This window comes from Actinacidiphila sp. bgisy145 (assembly GCF_057708125.1).
This window is the reverse complement of sequence record NZ_JBYIRL010000008.1, coordinates 30,825-45,666: the sequence shown is the minus strand read 5'-3', so window position 1 is coordinate 45,666 and position 14,842 is coordinate 30,825. Positions and strand designations below refer to the sequence as shown.

General features: G+C 73.6%; 14 protein-coding genes. 11 read left to right on the top strand and 3 right to left on the bottom strand.

All coding sequences use genetic code 11. The features are described 5' to 3' along the window. Positions 1–49: 49 nt before the first annotated feature. From AC3ERT_RS09200 to proS, 8 genes are all read left to right on the top strand, one after another. Complete coding sequence (locus AC3ERT_RS09200; protein ID WP_435130883.1) at positions 50–1,510, top strand: aldehyde dehydrogenase family protein; 1,461 nt, start codon at positions 50–52, stop codon at positions 1,508–1,510. Positions 1,511–1,650: 140 nt separating this feature from the next. Next, positions 1,651–3,573 (top strand): acyl-CoA dehydrogenase family protein, encoded by a 1,923-nt coding sequence (locus AC3ERT_RS09195; RefSeq protein WP_435173585.1) that lies wholly within the window; start codon positions 1,651–1,653, stop codon positions 3,571–3,573. A gap of 315 nt (positions 3,574–3,888) precedes the next feature. Next, positions 3,889–5,139, top strand: coding sequence for a 1-deoxy-D-xylulose-5-phosphate reductoisomerase (dxr, locus tag AC3ERT_RS09190; RefSeq protein ID WP_435173583.1), 1,251 nt, complete (start codon positions 3,889–3,891; stop codon positions 5,137–5,139). Further along, on the top strand, positions 5,136–6,455 hold the full coding sequence (locus tag AC3ERT_RS09185) for a M50 family metallopeptidase (RefSeq protein WP_435173581.1): 1,320 nt from the start codon (positions 5,136–5,138) through the stop codon (positions 6,453–6,455). The genes dxr and AC3ERT_RS09185 overlap by 4 nt, the downstream gene beginning before the upstream one ends. A gap of 101 nt (positions 6,456–6,556) precedes the next feature. Continuing rightward, positions 6,557–7,711, top strand: coding sequence for a flavodoxin-dependent (E)-4-hydroxy-3-methylbut-2-enyl-diphosphate synthase (ispG, locus tag AC3ERT_RS09180; protein WP_335981482.1), 1,155 nt, complete (start codon positions 6,557–6,559; stop codon positions 7,709–7,711). A 133-nt stretch (positions 7,712–7,844) separates the two neighbouring features. After that, positions 7,845–8,690 (top strand): GNAT family N-acetyltransferase, encoded by an 846-nt coding sequence (locus AC3ERT_RS09175; RefSeq protein WP_435173579.1) that lies wholly within the window; start codon positions 7,845–7,847, stop codon positions 8,688–8,690. Positions 8,691–8,748: 58 nt separating this feature from the next. After that, positions 8,749–9,291, top strand: a complete 543-nt coding sequence (locus AC3ERT_RS09170; RefSeq protein ID WP_435173577.1) for a GNAT family N-acetyltransferase — start codon at positions 8,749–8,751, stop codon at positions 9,289–9,291. An 80-nt stretch (positions 9,292–9,371) separates the two neighbouring features. Beyond that, the gene (gene proS / locus AC3ERT_RS09165; RefSeq protein ID WP_435173576.1) at positions 9,372–10,625 is read left to right on the top strand and encodes a proline--tRNA ligase; all 1,254 of its coding nucleotides are present in this window, start codon (positions 9,372–9,374) and stop codon (positions 10,623–10,625) included. Between the two features lie 32 nt (positions 10,626–10,657). Here the strand turns inward: proS and AC3ERT_RS09160 are convergent, their stop codons facing one another. The 3 genes from AC3ERT_RS09160 to AC3ERT_RS09150 are packed head-to-tail and all read right to left on the bottom strand — an operon-like array spanning position 10,658 to position 12,656. Beyond that, on the bottom strand, positions 10,658–11,653 hold the full coding sequence (locus AC3ERT_RS09160) for an aminoglycoside phosphotransferase family protein (RefSeq protein ID WP_435173574.1): 996 nt from the start codon (positions 11,651–11,653) through the stop codon (positions 10,658–10,660). Positions 11,654–11,695: 42 nt separating this feature from the next. Next, a complete protein-coding gene (locus tag AC3ERT_RS09155; RefSeq protein WP_435173572.1) occupies positions 11,696–12,121 on the bottom strand; it encodes a ferritin-like domain-containing protein in 426 nt (141 codons plus the stop codon). Between the two features lie 7 nt (positions 12,122–12,128). After that, positions 12,129–12,656: a hypothetical protein gene (locus tag AC3ERT_RS09150; protein ID WP_335981472.1), complete on the bottom strand. Its 528-nt coding sequence runs from the start codon at positions 12,654–12,656 to the stop codon at positions 12,129–12,131. A 137-nt stretch (positions 12,657–12,793) separates the two neighbouring features. On the opposite strand from AC3ERT_RS09150, the gene rimP reads away from it, so the two are divergent. The 3 genes from rimP to AC3ERT_RS09135 all read left to right on the top strand — a co-directional run bounded on the left by rimP (position 12,794) and on the right by AC3ERT_RS09135 (position 14,737). Then, entirely contained in the window at positions 12,794–13,375 is a 582-nt protein-coding gene (rimP, locus tag AC3ERT_RS09145) for a ribosome maturation factor RimP (protein WP_435130899.1), read from the top strand. A 2-nt stretch (positions 13,376–13,377) separates the two neighbouring features. Then, positions 13,378–14,361 (top strand): transcription termination factor NusA, encoded by a 984-nt coding sequence (gene nusA, locus AC3ERT_RS09140; RefSeq protein WP_335981468.1) that lies wholly within the window; start codon positions 13,378–13,380, stop codon positions 14,359–14,361. Positions 14,362–14,458: 97 nt separating this feature from the next. After that, complete coding sequence (locus AC3ERT_RS09135; protein WP_335981467.1) at positions 14,459–14,737, top strand: YlxR family protein; 279 nt, start codon at positions 14,459–14,461, stop codon at positions 14,735–14,737. The last annotated feature ends 105 nt before the right edge of the window (positions 14,738–14,842 follow it).

The window sequence follows — 14,842 nt, the reverse complement described above, 5'->3', positions numbered from 1 at the left end:
CCACCGCGGACAACAGGGCGCCGCGGCGGCGCGAACTACCGTGCGGCGTATGACGACCACAGACACAGCGCCGCACGGGTTCTGGATCGCCGGCCGCCCGGCGCGCGGCACGGAGACGTTCGACGTGACCAGCTCGTGGGACGGCGGCCTGGTCGGCCGGGTGTCCGTACCCGACGAGGCACAGGTCGAGCAGGCCGTCGCGGCGGCAGCCGCGGCCACCGCCGGCTTCGCGGCGACGCCGGCCCACGTCCGGGCCGCGGCACTGGACCACGTGGCGCAGCGGCTCGCGGAGCGGGCCGGGGAAGTGGCCGCGCTGATCACCGCGGAGAACGGCAAGCCGCTGAAGTGGTCGCGCGGCGAGGTCGGCCGGGCCGTGTCGGTGTTCCGGCTCGCCGCCCAGGAGGCGCGCCGCTTCAACGGCGGCGAGGCGCAGCGCCTGGACACCGACCCGGGCGGCGTCGGCCGCCTCGCGCTGACCCGCCGCTTCCCGCGCGGCCCGGTGCTGGGCATCGCGCCGTTCAACTTCCCGCTGAACCTGGTCGCGCACAAGGTCGCCCCCGCCCTCGCGGTCGGCGCGCCGATCATCCTCAAGCCGGCGCCGGCCACCCCGCTGTCGGCGCTGCTGCTGGGTGAGCTGCTCGCCGAGACCGAGGGCCTGCCGGCGGGCGCCTGGAGCGTGCTGCCGGTGCCGAACGACCGGATGCCCGCGCTCGTGCAGGACCCGCGGCTGCCGGTGATCTCCTTCACCGGGTCGGACACCGTCGGCTACCAGATCGCGGACTCCGTGCCGCGCAAGCACGTCACCCTGGAGCTGGGCGGCAACGCGGCGGCCGTGGTGCTCGCCGACTGGTCGAGCGAGCAGGACCTGGAGTGGGCGGCCACCCGGATCGCCACCTTCGCCAACTACCAGGCCGGCCAGTCCTGCATCTCGGTGCAGCGGGTCATCGCCGACACCGCCGTGTACGACGCGCTCGCCGAGAAGGTCGTCGCCAAGGTGCGCGCCCAGGTCACCGGCGACCCGACGGACCCGGCCACCGACGTCGGCCCGCTGGTCAGCGAGGCGGCCGCGGAGCGCGTCGAGCGCTGGGTGGACGACGCCGTCGCCAAGGGCGCGAAGCTGCTCACCGGCGGCGCCCGCGACGGCGCGACGTACGCGCCCACGGTGCTCGCGGACCTGCCAGCCGACGCGGTGCTGGCCTCCGCGGAGGCGTTCGGGCCGGTGCTGTCGCTGCACCGGGTGGACGGCACCGACGAGGCGTTCGCGGCGGTCAACGACTCCCGGTTCGGCCTCCAGACCGGCGTGTTCACCCACGACCTGCAGACCGCGTTCCGGGCCCACCGGGAACTGGAGGTCGGCGGGGTGATCATCGGCGACGCCCCCTCCTACCGGGCCGACCAGATGCCCTACGGCGGGGTCAAGGACTCCGGGCAGGGCCGCGAGGGCGTCAGGTACGCGATGGACGACTACACCTACGAGCGGGTGATGGTGCTGACCGGGCTGGACCTGTAGCGGCGGACGCGCACCTCCGGCCGGGCCGCCGGCACCCTGCCTGCGGCCCGGCCGTCCTTCGGTGGCCGCTTCGGGCGATGTCGGATAGGACGGACACGTACGCCGGCCGGTCGCCGGCCCGCCCGGAGGTGACGCAAACCGTGTCCGCACCCACCGCAACGCGCAACGTCTCGGAACGCGAGGCCCGGCAGGTGGCCGAGGCCGCCCGCGAACAGGAGTGGCACAAGCCCAGCTTCGCCAAGGAGCTGTTCCTCGGCCGCTTCCGGCTGGACCTGATCCACCCGCACCCGCTGCCGGCACCCGAGGCGGTGGCGAAGGGCGAGGCGTTCCTCGCCCGGCTCGGCGACTTCCTGCGCACGCAGGTGGACCCCGCCCGGATCGAGCGCGAGGCGCGGATCCCCGACGAGGTGGTGCGCGGCCTGAAGGAACTGGGCGCGCTCGGCATGCGGATCGACGAGTCCTACGGCGGCCTCGGCCTCACCCAGGTGTACTACGACAAGGCGCTGGCCATGATCGGCTCGGTCAGCCCCGCGGTCGGCGCGCTGCTGTCGGCCCACCAGTCGATCGGCGTGCCGCAGCCGCTGCGGATGTTCGGCACGCAGGAGCAGAAGGACGCGTTCCTGCCGCGCTGCGCCCGCACCGACATCAGCGCCTTCCTGCTCACCGAACCGGACGTCGGCTCCGACCCGGCGCGACTGGCCACCACCGCCGTGCCCGACGGCGACGACTACCTGCTCGACGGCGTCAAGCTGTGGACCACCAACGGCGTCGTCGCCGACCTGCTGGTGGTGATGGCGCGGGTGCCGCGCGGCGAGGGCCACCCCGGCGGCATCAGCGCGTTCGTGGTCGAGGCGGACCGCGAGGGCATCACCGTGGAGCACCGCAACGCCTTCATGGGGCTGCGCGGCATCGAGAACGGCGTCACCCGCCTGCACCGGGTGCGGGTACCCGCGGCCAACCGGATCGGCCCCGAGGGCGCCGGCCTGAAGATCGCGCTGACCACCCTCAACACCGGCCGGCTCTCGCTGCCCGCGGCCTGCGTCGGCACCGCCAAGTGGTGCCTGCGGACGGCCCGGCAGTGGTCGGCGGCCCGCGAGCAGTGGGGCAAGCCGATCGCCGAGCACGAAGCGGTCGGCGCGAAGATCGCCTACATGGCGGCGACCACCTTCGCGCTGGAGGCGGTGGTCGACCTGTCCTCGCAGATGGCCGACGAGGACCGCAACGACATCCGCATCGAGGCCGCGCTCGCCAAGCTCTTCGGCTCCGAGGCGGCCTGGCGGATCGCCGACGAGCTGGTGCAGATCCGCGGCGGCCGCGGCTACGAGACCGCCGACTCGCTGGCCGCGCGCGGCGAGAAGGCGGTCCCGGCCGAGCAGATGCTGCGCGACCTGCGGATCAACCGGATTTTCGAGGGCTCCACCGAGATCATGCACCTGCTGATCGCCCGGGAGGCCGTCGACGCCCACCTGTCGGTGGCCGGCGGCCTCATCGACCCCGACAGCACGCTCGCCGACAAGGCCAGGGCCGGCGCCAAGGCGGGCGGCTTCTACGCCCGCTGGCTGCCGAAGCTCGTCGCCGGACCCGGTCAACTTCCCTCCTCGTACGGGGAGTTCGGGGAGCTGGCCGGGCATCTGCGGTTCGTCGAGCGGGCCTCGCGCCGGCTGGCGCGCAGCACCTTCTACGCCATGTCCCGCTGGCAGGGCCGGATGGAGCTGAAGCAGAACTTCCTGGCCAGGATCGTGGACATCGGCGCCGAGCTGTTCGCGATGAGCGCGGCGTGCGTGCGCGCCGAGCACCTGGCCGCCACGGCGGAGCACGGCCCGGCCGCCCGGGGCCTGGCCGACGCGTTCTGCCGCCAGTCCCGGCTGCGGGTGGAGGAGCTGTTCACCCGGCTGTGGAGCAACACCGACGACACCGACCGGAAGCTGGCCCGGGCGGTGCGCGAGGGCAAGGCCGGCTGGCTGGAGGAGGGCATCGTGGACCGTGCGGACGACGGCGCCTGGATCGCCGACGCGAGCCCGGGCCCGGCCGCCACCGAGAACGTACGGCGCCCCGTGCGCTGAACGCCGCCGCCCGCGCCGCACCGCGCGGCCGGGCAGGGCCGTACGACCGCCCCGGGGCCGCCCCGCCTCGTACGGCCCGCCCGCGCCCCGCCCGCTCCCGTGCGCCGGTCCGCGCCCCAGCCGGGCCGCGCACGCGTCGGCGCCGCGCACAGCCGCCGGGCGTACCCTGGCCAGCGCCCCGTGCGGACCGCCGCACCGGACCGCGCACCGGGGCCCGTACCGGCCACCCGCCGTACACCGCCCGCCACCCGCAGCGACCCCACCCGACCCGGGCCCGTGCGTGGGCAGGGGCCCGGGCAGGACACAATGACCCCCATGACGGACGCTCTCGCTGACCCGCACCACCGCCCGTACGAGCCCGCCGGACCCGGCGACGGGCCGCGGGACATCGTGATCCTCGGCTCGACCGGCTCGATCGGCACCCAGGCCATCGACGTGGCCCTGCGCAACCCCGACCGGTTCCGGGTGGTCGCGCTGTCCGCCGCGGGCGGCCGGGTCGCCCTGCTGGCCGAGCAGGCCCACCGGCTGGACGTGCACACCGTCGCCGTCGCCGACGCGTCGGCGGTGCCCGCGCTGCGCGAGGCGCTGGCCGGGCGGTACGGCAGCCGGCCGCTGCCGGAGATCCTCGCCGGACCGCAGGCCGCCACCGAGGCCGCGGGCCTGCCCTGCCACTCCGTGCTGAACGGCATCACCGGCTCCATCGGCCTGCGGCCCACGCTCGCCGCGCTGGCCGCCGGCCGGGTGCTGATCCTCGCCAACAAGGAGTCGCTGATCGTCGGCGGCCCGCTGGTGAAGGCGCTGGCCAAGCCCGGCCAGGTGGTCCCGGTCGACTCCGAGCACTCCGCGCTGTTCCAGGCGCTGCTCGGCGGCAGCCGCGCCGAGGTCCGCAAGCTGGTCGTCACCGCCTCCGGCGGGCCCTTCCGCGGCCGCACCCGCGCGCAGCTGGCCGGCGTCACCGTCGAGCAGGCGATGGCGCACCCGACGTGGGACATGGGCCCGGTGGTGACGATCAACTCCGCGACCCTGGTCAACAAGGGCCTGGAGGTCATCGAGGCGCACCTGCTCTTCGACGTGCCCTTCGACCGGATCGAGGTCGTCGTCCACCCGCAGTCCTACATTCACTCGATGGTGGAGTTCACCGACGGCTCCACGCTGGCGCAGGCCAGCCCGCCGGACATGCGGATGCCGATCGCGCTGGGCCTGGGCTGGCCGCACCGGGTGCCGGACGCCGCGCCGGGCGTCGACTGGACGAAGGCCGCCACCTGGGAGTTCTTCCCGCTCGACGACGACGCGTTCCCTTCCGTCGCGCTGGCCCGGCATGTCGGTAGCCTCGGGGGCACCGCACCCGCGGTGTTCAACGCGGCCAACGAGGAATGCGTCGAAGCCTTCCGCGCCGGCCGGCTGCCCTTCACCGGGATCGTGGACACCGTCGCCCGGGTCGTCGAGGAGCACGGCACCCCGGCGCCGGGAACTCGGCTGCGGGTCGAGGACGTCCTCGAAGCGGAGACCTGGGCACGGGCCCGGGCCGGCGAACTGGCGCAAGCATCGGAGGCAGCAGGCGTATGACGGCTCTCATGACGGTCCTCGGCATAGTCGTCTTCGCCGTCGGTCTGATGATCTCCATCGCGTGGCACGAGCTGGGCCACCTGATGTGGGCGAAGATCTTCAAGATCCGCGTGCCGCAGTACATGGTCGGCTTCGGGCCCACCCTGTGGTCGCGGAAGAAGGGCGACACCGAGTACGGCTTCAAGGCGATCCCGCTGGGCGGCTACATCCGGATGATCGGCATGTTCCCGCCCGGGGAGGACGGCCGGATCTCCGCCCGCTCCACCTCGCCGTGGCGCAGCATGATCGAGGACGCCAGGAGCGCCGCGTACGAGGAGCTGCAACCGGGCGACGAGACGCGGATGTTCTACACGCGCAAGCCGTGGAAGCGCGTCATCGTCATGTTCGCCGGACCGTTCATGAACCTGGTGCTCGCCGTCGCGCTGTTCCTGACCGTCTTCATGGGCTTCGGCATCAGCATGTCGACGACCGTGGTCGGCCAGGTCAGCGACTGCGTGATCTCGCAGGCCGACACCTCGCACCGCGACGCGGACAACCCGTGCCGCGCGAGCGACCCGGTCGCGCCCGCCAAGACCGCCGGGCTCAAGGCCGGTGACAAGTTCCTGGAGTTCAACGGCAAGCCGGTGAAGAACTGGTCGGAGCTGTCGGAGGACATCCGCAAGGGCGCCGGCCCGGCCACGATCGTGGTGCTGCGGCACGGCCAGCGGGTCACCCTGCACCCGACCATCACCACCAACACGGTGGCCAGGACCGACAGCGACGGGAACCCGACCGACGGCGACCCGGTGAAGGCCGGCTTCCTCGGCTTCAGCCCGGCCAGCCACATCCAGCCGCTCGGCTTCGCCGACTCCGTGCAGCACATGGGCGACATGGCCAAGCAGGGCGTGGACTCGCTGGTCTCGCTGCCCGAGCGCATCCCCGACCTGTGGAACGCCGCCTTCCACCACGCGCCGCGCAAGGCCGACTCGCCGATGGGCGTGGTCGGTGCGGCCCGGGTCGGCGGCGAGGTCTTCGCGATGAAGGCCCCCGCGGTCGACCGGGTGGTGACGATGGTGATGCTGGTGGCCGGCTTCAACCTGTCGCTGTTCCTGTTCAACATGGTGCCGCTGCTGCCGCTGGACGGCGGACACATCGCCGGCGCGCTGTGGGAGGCGATCCGGCGGCACGCCGCGCGCGTCTTCCGCCGCCCCGACCCGGGGCCGTTCGACGTGGCCAAGCTCATGCCGGTCGCCTACGTCGTGGCGGGCATCTTCGTCTGCTTCACGCTGCTGGTTCTCATCGCGGATGTGGTCAACCCGGTCAAACTGAGCTCGTGAGGCCCCGAGCCGAGTGAGAGCCGCGGGCGCGGTGTCGTAATCTCGACCCTGGAGCCCGATCACACCGGGACCTCGATCCACACCTTGGGGATGCCACGCAAATGACCGCGATTTCGCTCGGTATGCCGGATGTTCCGACCAAACTCGCCGACCGCCGCAAAAGCCGTCAGATCCAGGTCGGAAGTGTCGCGGTGGGCGGCGACGCGCCGGTCTCCGTGCAGTCGATGACCACCACCCGCACGTCCGACATCGGCGCCACCCTCCAGCAGATCGCCGAGCTGACCGCGTCCGGCTGCCAGATCGTCCGCGTCGCCTGCCCCACGCAGGACGACGCGGACGCGCTGGCCACCATCGCGAAGAAGTCGCAGATCCCGGTCATCGCCGACATCCACTTCCAGCCGAAGTACGTCTTCGCGGCCATCGACGCGGGCTGCGCGGCGGTCCGGGTCAACCCCGGCAACATCAAGCAGTTCGACGACAAGGTCAAGGAGATCGCCAAGGCCGCCGCCGCGGCCCGGGTGCCGATCCGGATCGGCGTCAACGCCGGCTCGCTGGACCGCCGGCTGCTGGAGAAGTACGGCAAGGCCACCCCCGAGGCCCTGGTCGAGTCCGCGCTGTGGGAGGCGTCGCTCTTCGAGGAGCACGACTTCCGCGACATCAAGATCTCGGTGAAGCACAACGACCCGGTCGTCATGGTCAACGCCTACCGGCTGCTGGCGCAGAAGTGCGACTACCCGCTGCACCTCGGCGTCACCGAGGCCGGCCCGGCGTTCCAGGGCACCATCAAGTCCGCGGTCGCCTTCGGCGCCCTGCTGTCGGAGGGCATCGGCGACACCATCCGCGTCTCGCTGTCGGCGCCCCCGGCCGAGGAGGTCAAGGTCGGCATCCAGATCCTGGAGTCGCTGAACCTGCGTCAGCGCCGCCTGGAGATCGTCTCCTGCCCGTCCTGCGGCCGCGCCCAGGTCGACGTCTACAAGCTCGCCGACCAGGTCTCCGCGGGCCTCGACGGCATGGAGGTCCCGCTGCGGGTCGCCGTGATGGGCTGCGTCGTCAACGGCCCCGGCGAGGCCCGCGAGGCCGACCTCGGCGTCGCCTCCGGCAACGGCAAGGGGCAGATCTTCGTCAAGGGCGAGGTCATCAAGACCGTGCCCGAGTCGCAGATCGTCGAGACCCTGATCGAGGAGGCCATGAAGCTGGCCGAGCAGATGGAGGCGGCCGGTGTCGCTTCCGGCGAGCCGCAGGTGAGCATCTCCTGACCGCATGCCTCAGGCCGGGTGCCGCGTCCGCGGCGCCGCACGCGACACCTGGCCCGCCCGACCGCAGCCGAGTACGGTGCCCGGCGATCCCCGCTCCGGCCGGGGAGCGCGGCCCGTACGGTCAGGGGTGCCCGTGCTGACCCAGCCGACCACGCGCGTCCTGGAACCCGGGGACCTCGACGCCGCCCTCGCCGTCCTGGACCGCGACCCGGTCGCCAACGCCTTCGTCACCTCCCGCGTCGGCATCGCCGGGCTCGACCCGTGGCGGCTGGGCGGCGAGATGTGGGGCTGGTACTCCGGCGGCCGCCTCACCTCCCTGTGCTACGCCGGCGCCAACCTGGTGCCGATCTGCGCCACGCCCGAGGCGGTCGGCGCCTTCGCCGAGCGCGCTCGCCGGGCCGGCCGCCGCTGCGCGTCGATCGTCGGCCCGGCCGAGGCCACCGCCGACCTGTGGGCGCGGCTGGAGCCGCACTGGGGGCCGGCCCGCGAGGTCCGCGCCCGGCAGCCCCTGATGACCACCCGGGCGCTGCCCAAGGACGTGGCGCCCGACCCGCTGGTGCGCCGGGTCCGGCGCGACGAGATGGACGTGCTCATGCCCGCGTGCGTGGCGATGTTCACCGAGGAGGTCGGGATCTCGCCGCTGGCCGGCGACGGCGGGCTGCTCTACCAGGCGCGGGTCGCCGAACTCGTCTCCACCGGGCGGGCGTTCGCCCGGATCGAGGACGGCCGGGTGGTCTTCAAGGCCGAACTCGGCGCGGTCACCCGGCACACCTGCCAGATCCAGGGGGTCTGGGTCGCCCCGGAGTACCGCGGCCGCGGGCTGTCCGAGACCGGCATGGCCGCCGTCCTGCACTACGCGCTGCGCGACGTCGCCCCCGTCGCCAGCCTCTACGTCAACGACTTCAACGCCCCCGCCCGCGCCGCCTACCGCCGCGTCGGCTTCACCGAAGTCGGCGCCCTGATGTCGGTGCTCTTCTGAGCCTCGCCCGGCATACCGGGAGGGTCGCGGCGGGCGGGAGGCGATAAGGTCGCGCGTCATGGAGAACGTGGTGGTCCGCCCGTGTGAACTGGCCGAACACGTGGACGAGGCGCTGGGCGTGCAGGCGGTGGCGTTCGGGCTCGGCCCGGAGGAGGTCGCGATCCGCCGCCAGATCGTGCTGCGCCACCTGACCTGTACGGGGGCGCGGGCCTGGGCCGCGCACCACACCCGCGACGGCCGGATGGTCGGCTTCGTCTACGGCATGCCCAACGACCGCTCGCACTGGTGGTCCAGCGTCGTCCAGCCCTACCTGCGGATGCGCGGCAACGACAGCTGGCTCGACGACTCCTTCGTCATCACCGAACTGCATGTGCTGCCCGACTTCCAGGCCCGCGGCATCGGCCGCCGCCTGATCACCGAGATCACCGACACCGCCACCGAGCCGCGCAGCATCCTCTCCGCGATCGACGTCGAGAGCCCCGCCCGCCACCTCTACCGCACCCTCGGCTACCGCGACCTCGCCCGCCCCGTCCACTTCCCCAGCGCCCCCCGCCCCTACGCCGTCATGGGCGCCCCCCTCCCACTGCCGCGCCCGGAATAAACCGCTACGCCCTCCGTGCCCCGCCTCGATATCCTCCCCGGACCTTCGAGGAGACACGGAGCCCCACCATGGTCCTGCGGATGTCCAGGCTGCTGCTCAAGACACTGCGCGACGACCCGGCCGACGCCGAGACCACCAGCCACCGGCTGCTGGTCCGGGCCGGGTACGTACGCCGCTCGTCGGCAGGGGTGTGGAGCTGGCTGCCGCTGGGCAAGCGCGTGCTGGACAACGTGGCGCGGATCGTCCGCGAGGAGATGGACGCGATCGGCGGCCAGGAGGTGCTGCTGCCGGCGCTGCTGCCCCGGCAGACGTACGACACCACCGGCCGCGCCGCCGAGTACGGCGACCTGCTCTTCTCGCTCACCGACCGCAAGGGCGCCGCGTACGTCCTCGGGCCCACCCACGAGGAGCCCTTCACGCTGCTGGTGAAGGACCAGGTCGCCTCCTACCGGGACCTGCCGGTGATCCTCTACCAGATCCAGACCAAGTACCGCGACGAGGCCCGCCCCCGCTCCGGGGTGCTGCGGGGCCGGGAGTTCCAGATGAAGGACGCCTACTCCTTCGACCTCGCGCCCGAAGGGCTCGCCGAGGCGTACCGGCTGCACCGGGAGGCGTACGTCCGGATCTTCCGGCGGCTCGGCCTCACCGTCCGGATCGTGTCCGCGGTGTCGGGGGCGATGGGCGGCTCCACGTCCGAGGAGTTCCTCGCGCCCGCGCAGGCCGGGGAGGACACCTTCGCCGACTGCCCCGCATGCGGGTTCGCCGCCAACGTCGAAGCGGTCGCCCGCCCCGCGGACCCGCCGTCGGCCGACGGGCCCTGCCCCCGCTGCGGCGCCGCACTGCGGCTGGACCGTGCCATCGAGGTTGGCCACATCTTCCAACTCGGCCGCAAGTACAGCGACGCCTTCGGGCTCGACGTCCCCGGCCCCGACGGGCGGCCGGTCCGCGTCACCATGGGCTGCTACGGCATCGGCGTCTCCCGCGCGGTCACTGCGCTGGCCAAGCAGACCGCCGACACCCACAGGCTGTGCTGGCCCGCCGAGGTGGCGCCGGCGGATGTGCACATCGTGGCCGCGGGGAAGGGGGCGGCCGCCGAACTCGCCGAGCGCGCCGCGCGATCGGTTGAGGCGGCGGGGCTGCGGGTGGTGCTCGACGACCGGGAGGCGGTCGCGCCCGGGGTGAAGTTCACCGATGCCGAACTCATCGGGGTGCCCCGTGTCCTCGTGGCCGGGCGCCGCGCGGGCGAGGGCGTGCTCGAAGTGCGGGACCGCCGCACCGGCGCCCGCACCGAACTGCCGCTGGCCCAGGCGGTCGCCCGGCTCAGGGACGCCTGACGCAGCAGGACGCCTGACGTGTTCGGTCGGCGTCAGGCGGCCGGGTCGAGCCAGGTGGCGAACTCCAGCAGGAGTTCGCCGTCGTGGGTGTCGCCCACGGACAGGCTCCACACGCCGGCCTCGACGGCGCGGAAGCGGGACCAGCCGCGCAGGCGCTCGGGGTCGACGTCGACGGCGGCCGCGAGCTTGGCGAGGCGGCGGCGGGCGGCCGCGCGGGAGCCGGGCTGGGCGACAAGGGTGTCGAGCCGGTCGCGGACGAGCCAGGCGAGGTCGTAGGCGCGCTCGCCGACCAGCGGCTTGGGGTCGATCGCCAGCCAGGGCATGCGGTCCCCGGCGAGAACGTTGCCATGGTGGTAGTCGCCGTGCAGCAGGACGGCCTCGGGCGCGGTGGCGATGAGCCGGCCGTGGTCGGCGAGGGCCTCGTCGACCAGCGCCCGCACGTCCTGCGCGTACGGCTCCTCGCGGCGCGCCCGCAGCAGGGGCACCAGCGCGCCGGTGTACTCCTCGACGGTGGTGAAGGGGTGGCCGCCGGCGGGCGGCACCCACAGCCGCTGGAGCACCCCGGCCGCTTCGAGCATCGCCTTCGGCTCGGCCAGCGAGCGCAGCGACACGTCGGCGTGCAGCCGTTCCAGCAGCATCACGCCCTGCTCCGGGTCGGCCCGCAGCAGCCGCACCGCGCTGCGCCCGCCCCAGTGCGCGAGCGCGGCGTGCTCCTGGGCGGTCTCCTGGGTGACCATGCCCGCCTTCAGGACGGCCGGCGTGCCGTCGTCGGTGCGGACCAGCACGATCATGCTGATCTGGCCGCCCGCGGCGAAGACCCGCTCCGCGGTGAGCCCCCACCGGTCGAGGTAGCCGGCGACCGTCGCGGGCAGCGCGGCCAGCCACCGCCGGCCGGGCTCGCCCGCCCAGGCGGAGACGGTGCGCACGAGCCGCTCGGGAGGTGCGAGGACCACGCCCGCGGCCCGCGCGTTCCCGGACGCGTCCCCGGACGTGTTCCCGGCCCCGCCGGCCTGCGCCGCTGCGCTCATCGTGTTGCGTTCCCTCCGTCGTGTGCGCGTGCGGCCCGCCGGTCAGTGCTGCTCGGCCACCCCGGGGAAGGCTACGCCGACGCCGGTCCAGCGCACCCCGCGCACCGCCGCCTCACGCAGCGCGGCCGCCGCGTCCTGTCGTATCCCGCCGATCGCGACCGCCACCAGGTCGCCGTACGCGCCCGCGACCCGGTCCTCCAGGTAGCCGGCCAGCCGCAGCGCCGCGGCGGGGCCGGTCACCGCGAACGGCAGTTCGTAGCCGGCCGCCGCGGCCACCGGCGCCGCGCCGAGGTCCGTCACGGTGCGGGCCAGGGCGTCGCGGCGGGCCCGGTGCGCGTCGTACGCCTGCTGCGCCTCGGCCCTGCGATCGGCGGCCACCTTCCCGCCGACCACGCTGTAGCCGTAGACGGCGGCGTGCTCGGCGGCGAGGGCGGCCTGCGCGGCGTCGACGATCGTGGTCGCGGTCACCGGGCGCTCACTTTCCGGCCGGGCGGCCGAGCAGGGCGACGTGGGCGGCGTTCGCCGCGGCCGCCGAGGCCAGCAGCCGGGCGAGGGCACCCGGCGCGCTCAGCAGGGTGCCGGCCCTGCGGTCGGCGAGCTCCCGCTCGGCGGTGGCGAGCGCCGCCAGCGACGAGGCGGCGGACCCGGTGCCGTCCGAGGCGGTCGCGGAAGGGGGCACCGAAGCGGGCGGTGCGGCCTGCGAGGAAGGGGCCGACGGGGATGTGCGCGCGGTCGCCGACCGGCCGTCGAAGACCCGCACGTGCGCGGCGGTGTCCGCGCGCAGCGGTGCCAGCCGCGCCGCCAGCTGCGGATGCGCCGCGATCACCGCGTCGTAGCGCGCCAGCAGCGCTGTGCTGTCCCGGACCTCCCGCGCCTGGAGCGCGGCCTGCGCGGTGTCCGCCCGCGAGGCGGTGGCCGCGCCGCTGCGGCCGCCGGAGCAGCCCGCCAGCACCCCGGCGGTCGCCATGGCCACGGCGCCACGCCGGGTCAGCTTCGGGATCATGACAGGGAGTGTAGGCGCAGCCACTGTCATCCCGGTGCCCGCCCCGCGCCGCGTCCGGGCCCTGCGGACTCGGGTAAAGTTCCGCTCAACACGCGACCTTCCATGACAACAGCAGACGCGGCCGAGGAGTCACCCGGATGAGCACCACCCAGAGCGAGAGGCTGCGCGCGCTGCTTGAGCCGCTGGTCGGCGAGGCGGGACTGGAGCTGGAGGACGTCAAGGTGACGGTGGCCGGCCGGCGCCGCCAGCTGATGGTCGTCGTGGACGCGGAGGACGGCGTGCAGCTCGACGCCGTGGCCGAGCTGAGCCGCGCGATGTCGCAGGCCCTCGACGCGTCCGACGCCATGGGAGAGGCCGAGTACGTCCTCGAGGTCACCTCGCCCGGCACCGACCGGCCGCTGACCGAGCCGCGGCACTTCCGCCGCAACACCGGCCGCCTGGTCAAGCTCCAGCTCAAGGAGCGCGGCGAGCTGATCGCACGGATCATGGCGGTGGACGACGCGGGCCTGGACCTGGAGGTCCCCGGCGTCAAGGGCCGCAAGCCCAAGCCGGCCCGGGCGGACTTCGCCGAGATCGCCAGGGCCCGGGTGGAGATCGAGTTCAACCGCAAGAGCGGTGCCGAGGACGGCGCCGACGACGAGGCGGACGACGGCGACGAGACCGTCGGCGACGAGACCGTCGGCGACAACACTGACGACGAGAACACTGAGGAGGCGTAGCCGTGGACATCGACATGAAGGCCCTGCGGGGCTTGGTGACCGAACGGCAGATCTCGTTCGACCTGCTGGTCGAGGCGATCGAGTCGGCACTCCTCATCGCGTACCACCGCGAGCCCGGCAGCCACCGGCGCGCACGGGTCGAACTGGACCGCCACAGCGGGCAGATCACCGTGTGGGCGACCGAGGACCAGGAGGAGGCGGGGGAGGGCGCCGAGCCGCGCGAGTTCGACGACACGCCCACCGGTTTCGGCCGGATCGCCGCGTCCACCGCCAAGCAGGTGATCCTCCAGCGGCTGCGCGACGCCGAGGACGACGTCACCTTCGGGGAGTACGCCGGCCGGGAGGGCGACATCGTCACCGGCGTCGTCCAGCAGGGCAAGGACCCCAAGAACGTCCTGGTCGACATCGGCAAGCTGGAGGCCATCCTGCCGGTGCAGGAGCAGGTCCCCGGCGAGGACTACGGTCACGGCACCCGGCTGCGCGCCTATGTGGTGCGGGTCGCCAAGGGCACCCGCGGCCCGTCCGTCACCCTCTCGCGCACCCACCCGAACCTGGTGAAGAAGCTCTTCGCCCTGGAGGTGCCCGAGATCGCCGACAACTCGGTGCTGATCGAGGCGATCGCCCGCGAGGCCGGGCACCGTACGAAGATCGCGGTGCGCTCCGCCCGGTCCGGGCTGAACGCCAAGGGCGCCTGCATCGGCCCGATGGGCGCGCGGGTGCGGGCGGTGATGGCCGAACTGCACGGCGAGAAGATCGACATCGTGGACTGGTCCGACGACCCCGCGGAGATGGTCGCCAACGCGCTGTCCCCGGCCCGGGTCTCCCACGTCGAGGTGGTGGACGCCGCCGCCCGCTCCGCCCGGGTGACCGTGCCGGACTACCAGCTGTCGCTGGCGATCGGCAAGGAAGGCCAGAACGCGCGGCTGGCCGCGCGGCTGACCGGCTGGCGGATCGACATCCGGCCGGACACCGAGCAGCAGGACTGACGCCTTCGCCGAGCGGCGAAACTGTGGGTTCCGGACGAACAACCGTACGTTCGCCCACTCGAAGGAGTGAGGTTGGCGCGGGGAGGTAGACTTAGAGGTGTCTGGTCGGACGCTGACGCCAGCATGCCCGGAGCGAACCTGCATCGGCTGCCGTCAACGGGCGGCCAAGAGCGATCTGCTGCGTGTGGCGGCGAGCGGGGGCGCGTGCGTTCCCGATCTTCGCGGTACGCTGCCCGGTCGGGGTGCGTATCTGCATCCCGCCCTTGCCTGTCTCGACCTGGCGGTCCGCCGTCGGGCGTTCGCCCGGGCCTTCAGAGGGCCGGTCGCGCCGGACACCGCGGAGTTGCGCCGGTACGTCGAGCAGGCAGCCCCGTAACACCGGCAACACCCCGTAAGAACAGGAACGGCACGGGCACACCGTGCGGTCAGGTACCTCGCGAGATGGAAGTAGGTCGAGATTGCGATGAGCACTCGATGAGTA

Bases quoted from the DNA above. Each gene is read 5' to 3' on its own strand.
- AC3ERT_RS09170 (WP_435173577.1), top strand. From the start codon at position 8,749: ATGGAGAACGTGGTGGTCCGCCCGTGTGAACTGGCCGAACACGTGGAC.
- AC3ERT_RS09185 (WP_435173581.1), top strand. From the start codon at position 5,136: ATGACGGCTCTCATGACGGTCCTCGGCATAGTCGTCTTCGCCGTCGGT.
- ispG (WP_335981482.1), top strand. From the start codon at position 6,557: ATGACCGCGATTTCGCTCGGTATGCCGGATGTTCCGACCAAACTCGCC.
- proS (WP_435173576.1), top strand. From the start codon at position 9,372: ATGTCCAGGCTGCTGCTCAAGACACTGCGCGACGACCCGGCCGACGCC.
- dxr (WP_435173583.1), top strand. From the start codon at position 3,889: ATGACGGACGCTCTCGCTGACCCGCACCACCGCCCGTACGAGCCCGCC.
- AC3ERT_RS09160 (WP_435173574.1), bottom strand. From the start codon at position 11,653: ATGAGCGCAGCGGCGCAGGCCGGCGGGGCCGGGAACACGTCCGGGGAC.
- rimP (WP_435130899.1), top strand. From the start codon at position 12,794: ATGAGCACCACCCAGAGCGAGAGGCTGCGCGCGCTGCTTGAGCCGCTG.
- AC3ERT_RS09200 (WP_435130883.1), top strand. From the start codon at position 50: ATGACGACCACAGACACAGCGCCGCACGGGTTCTGGATCGCCGGCCGC.
- AC3ERT_RS09150 (WP_335981472.1), bottom strand. From the start codon at position 12,656: ATGATCCCGAAGCTGACCCGGCGTGGCGCCGTGGCCATGGCGACCGCC.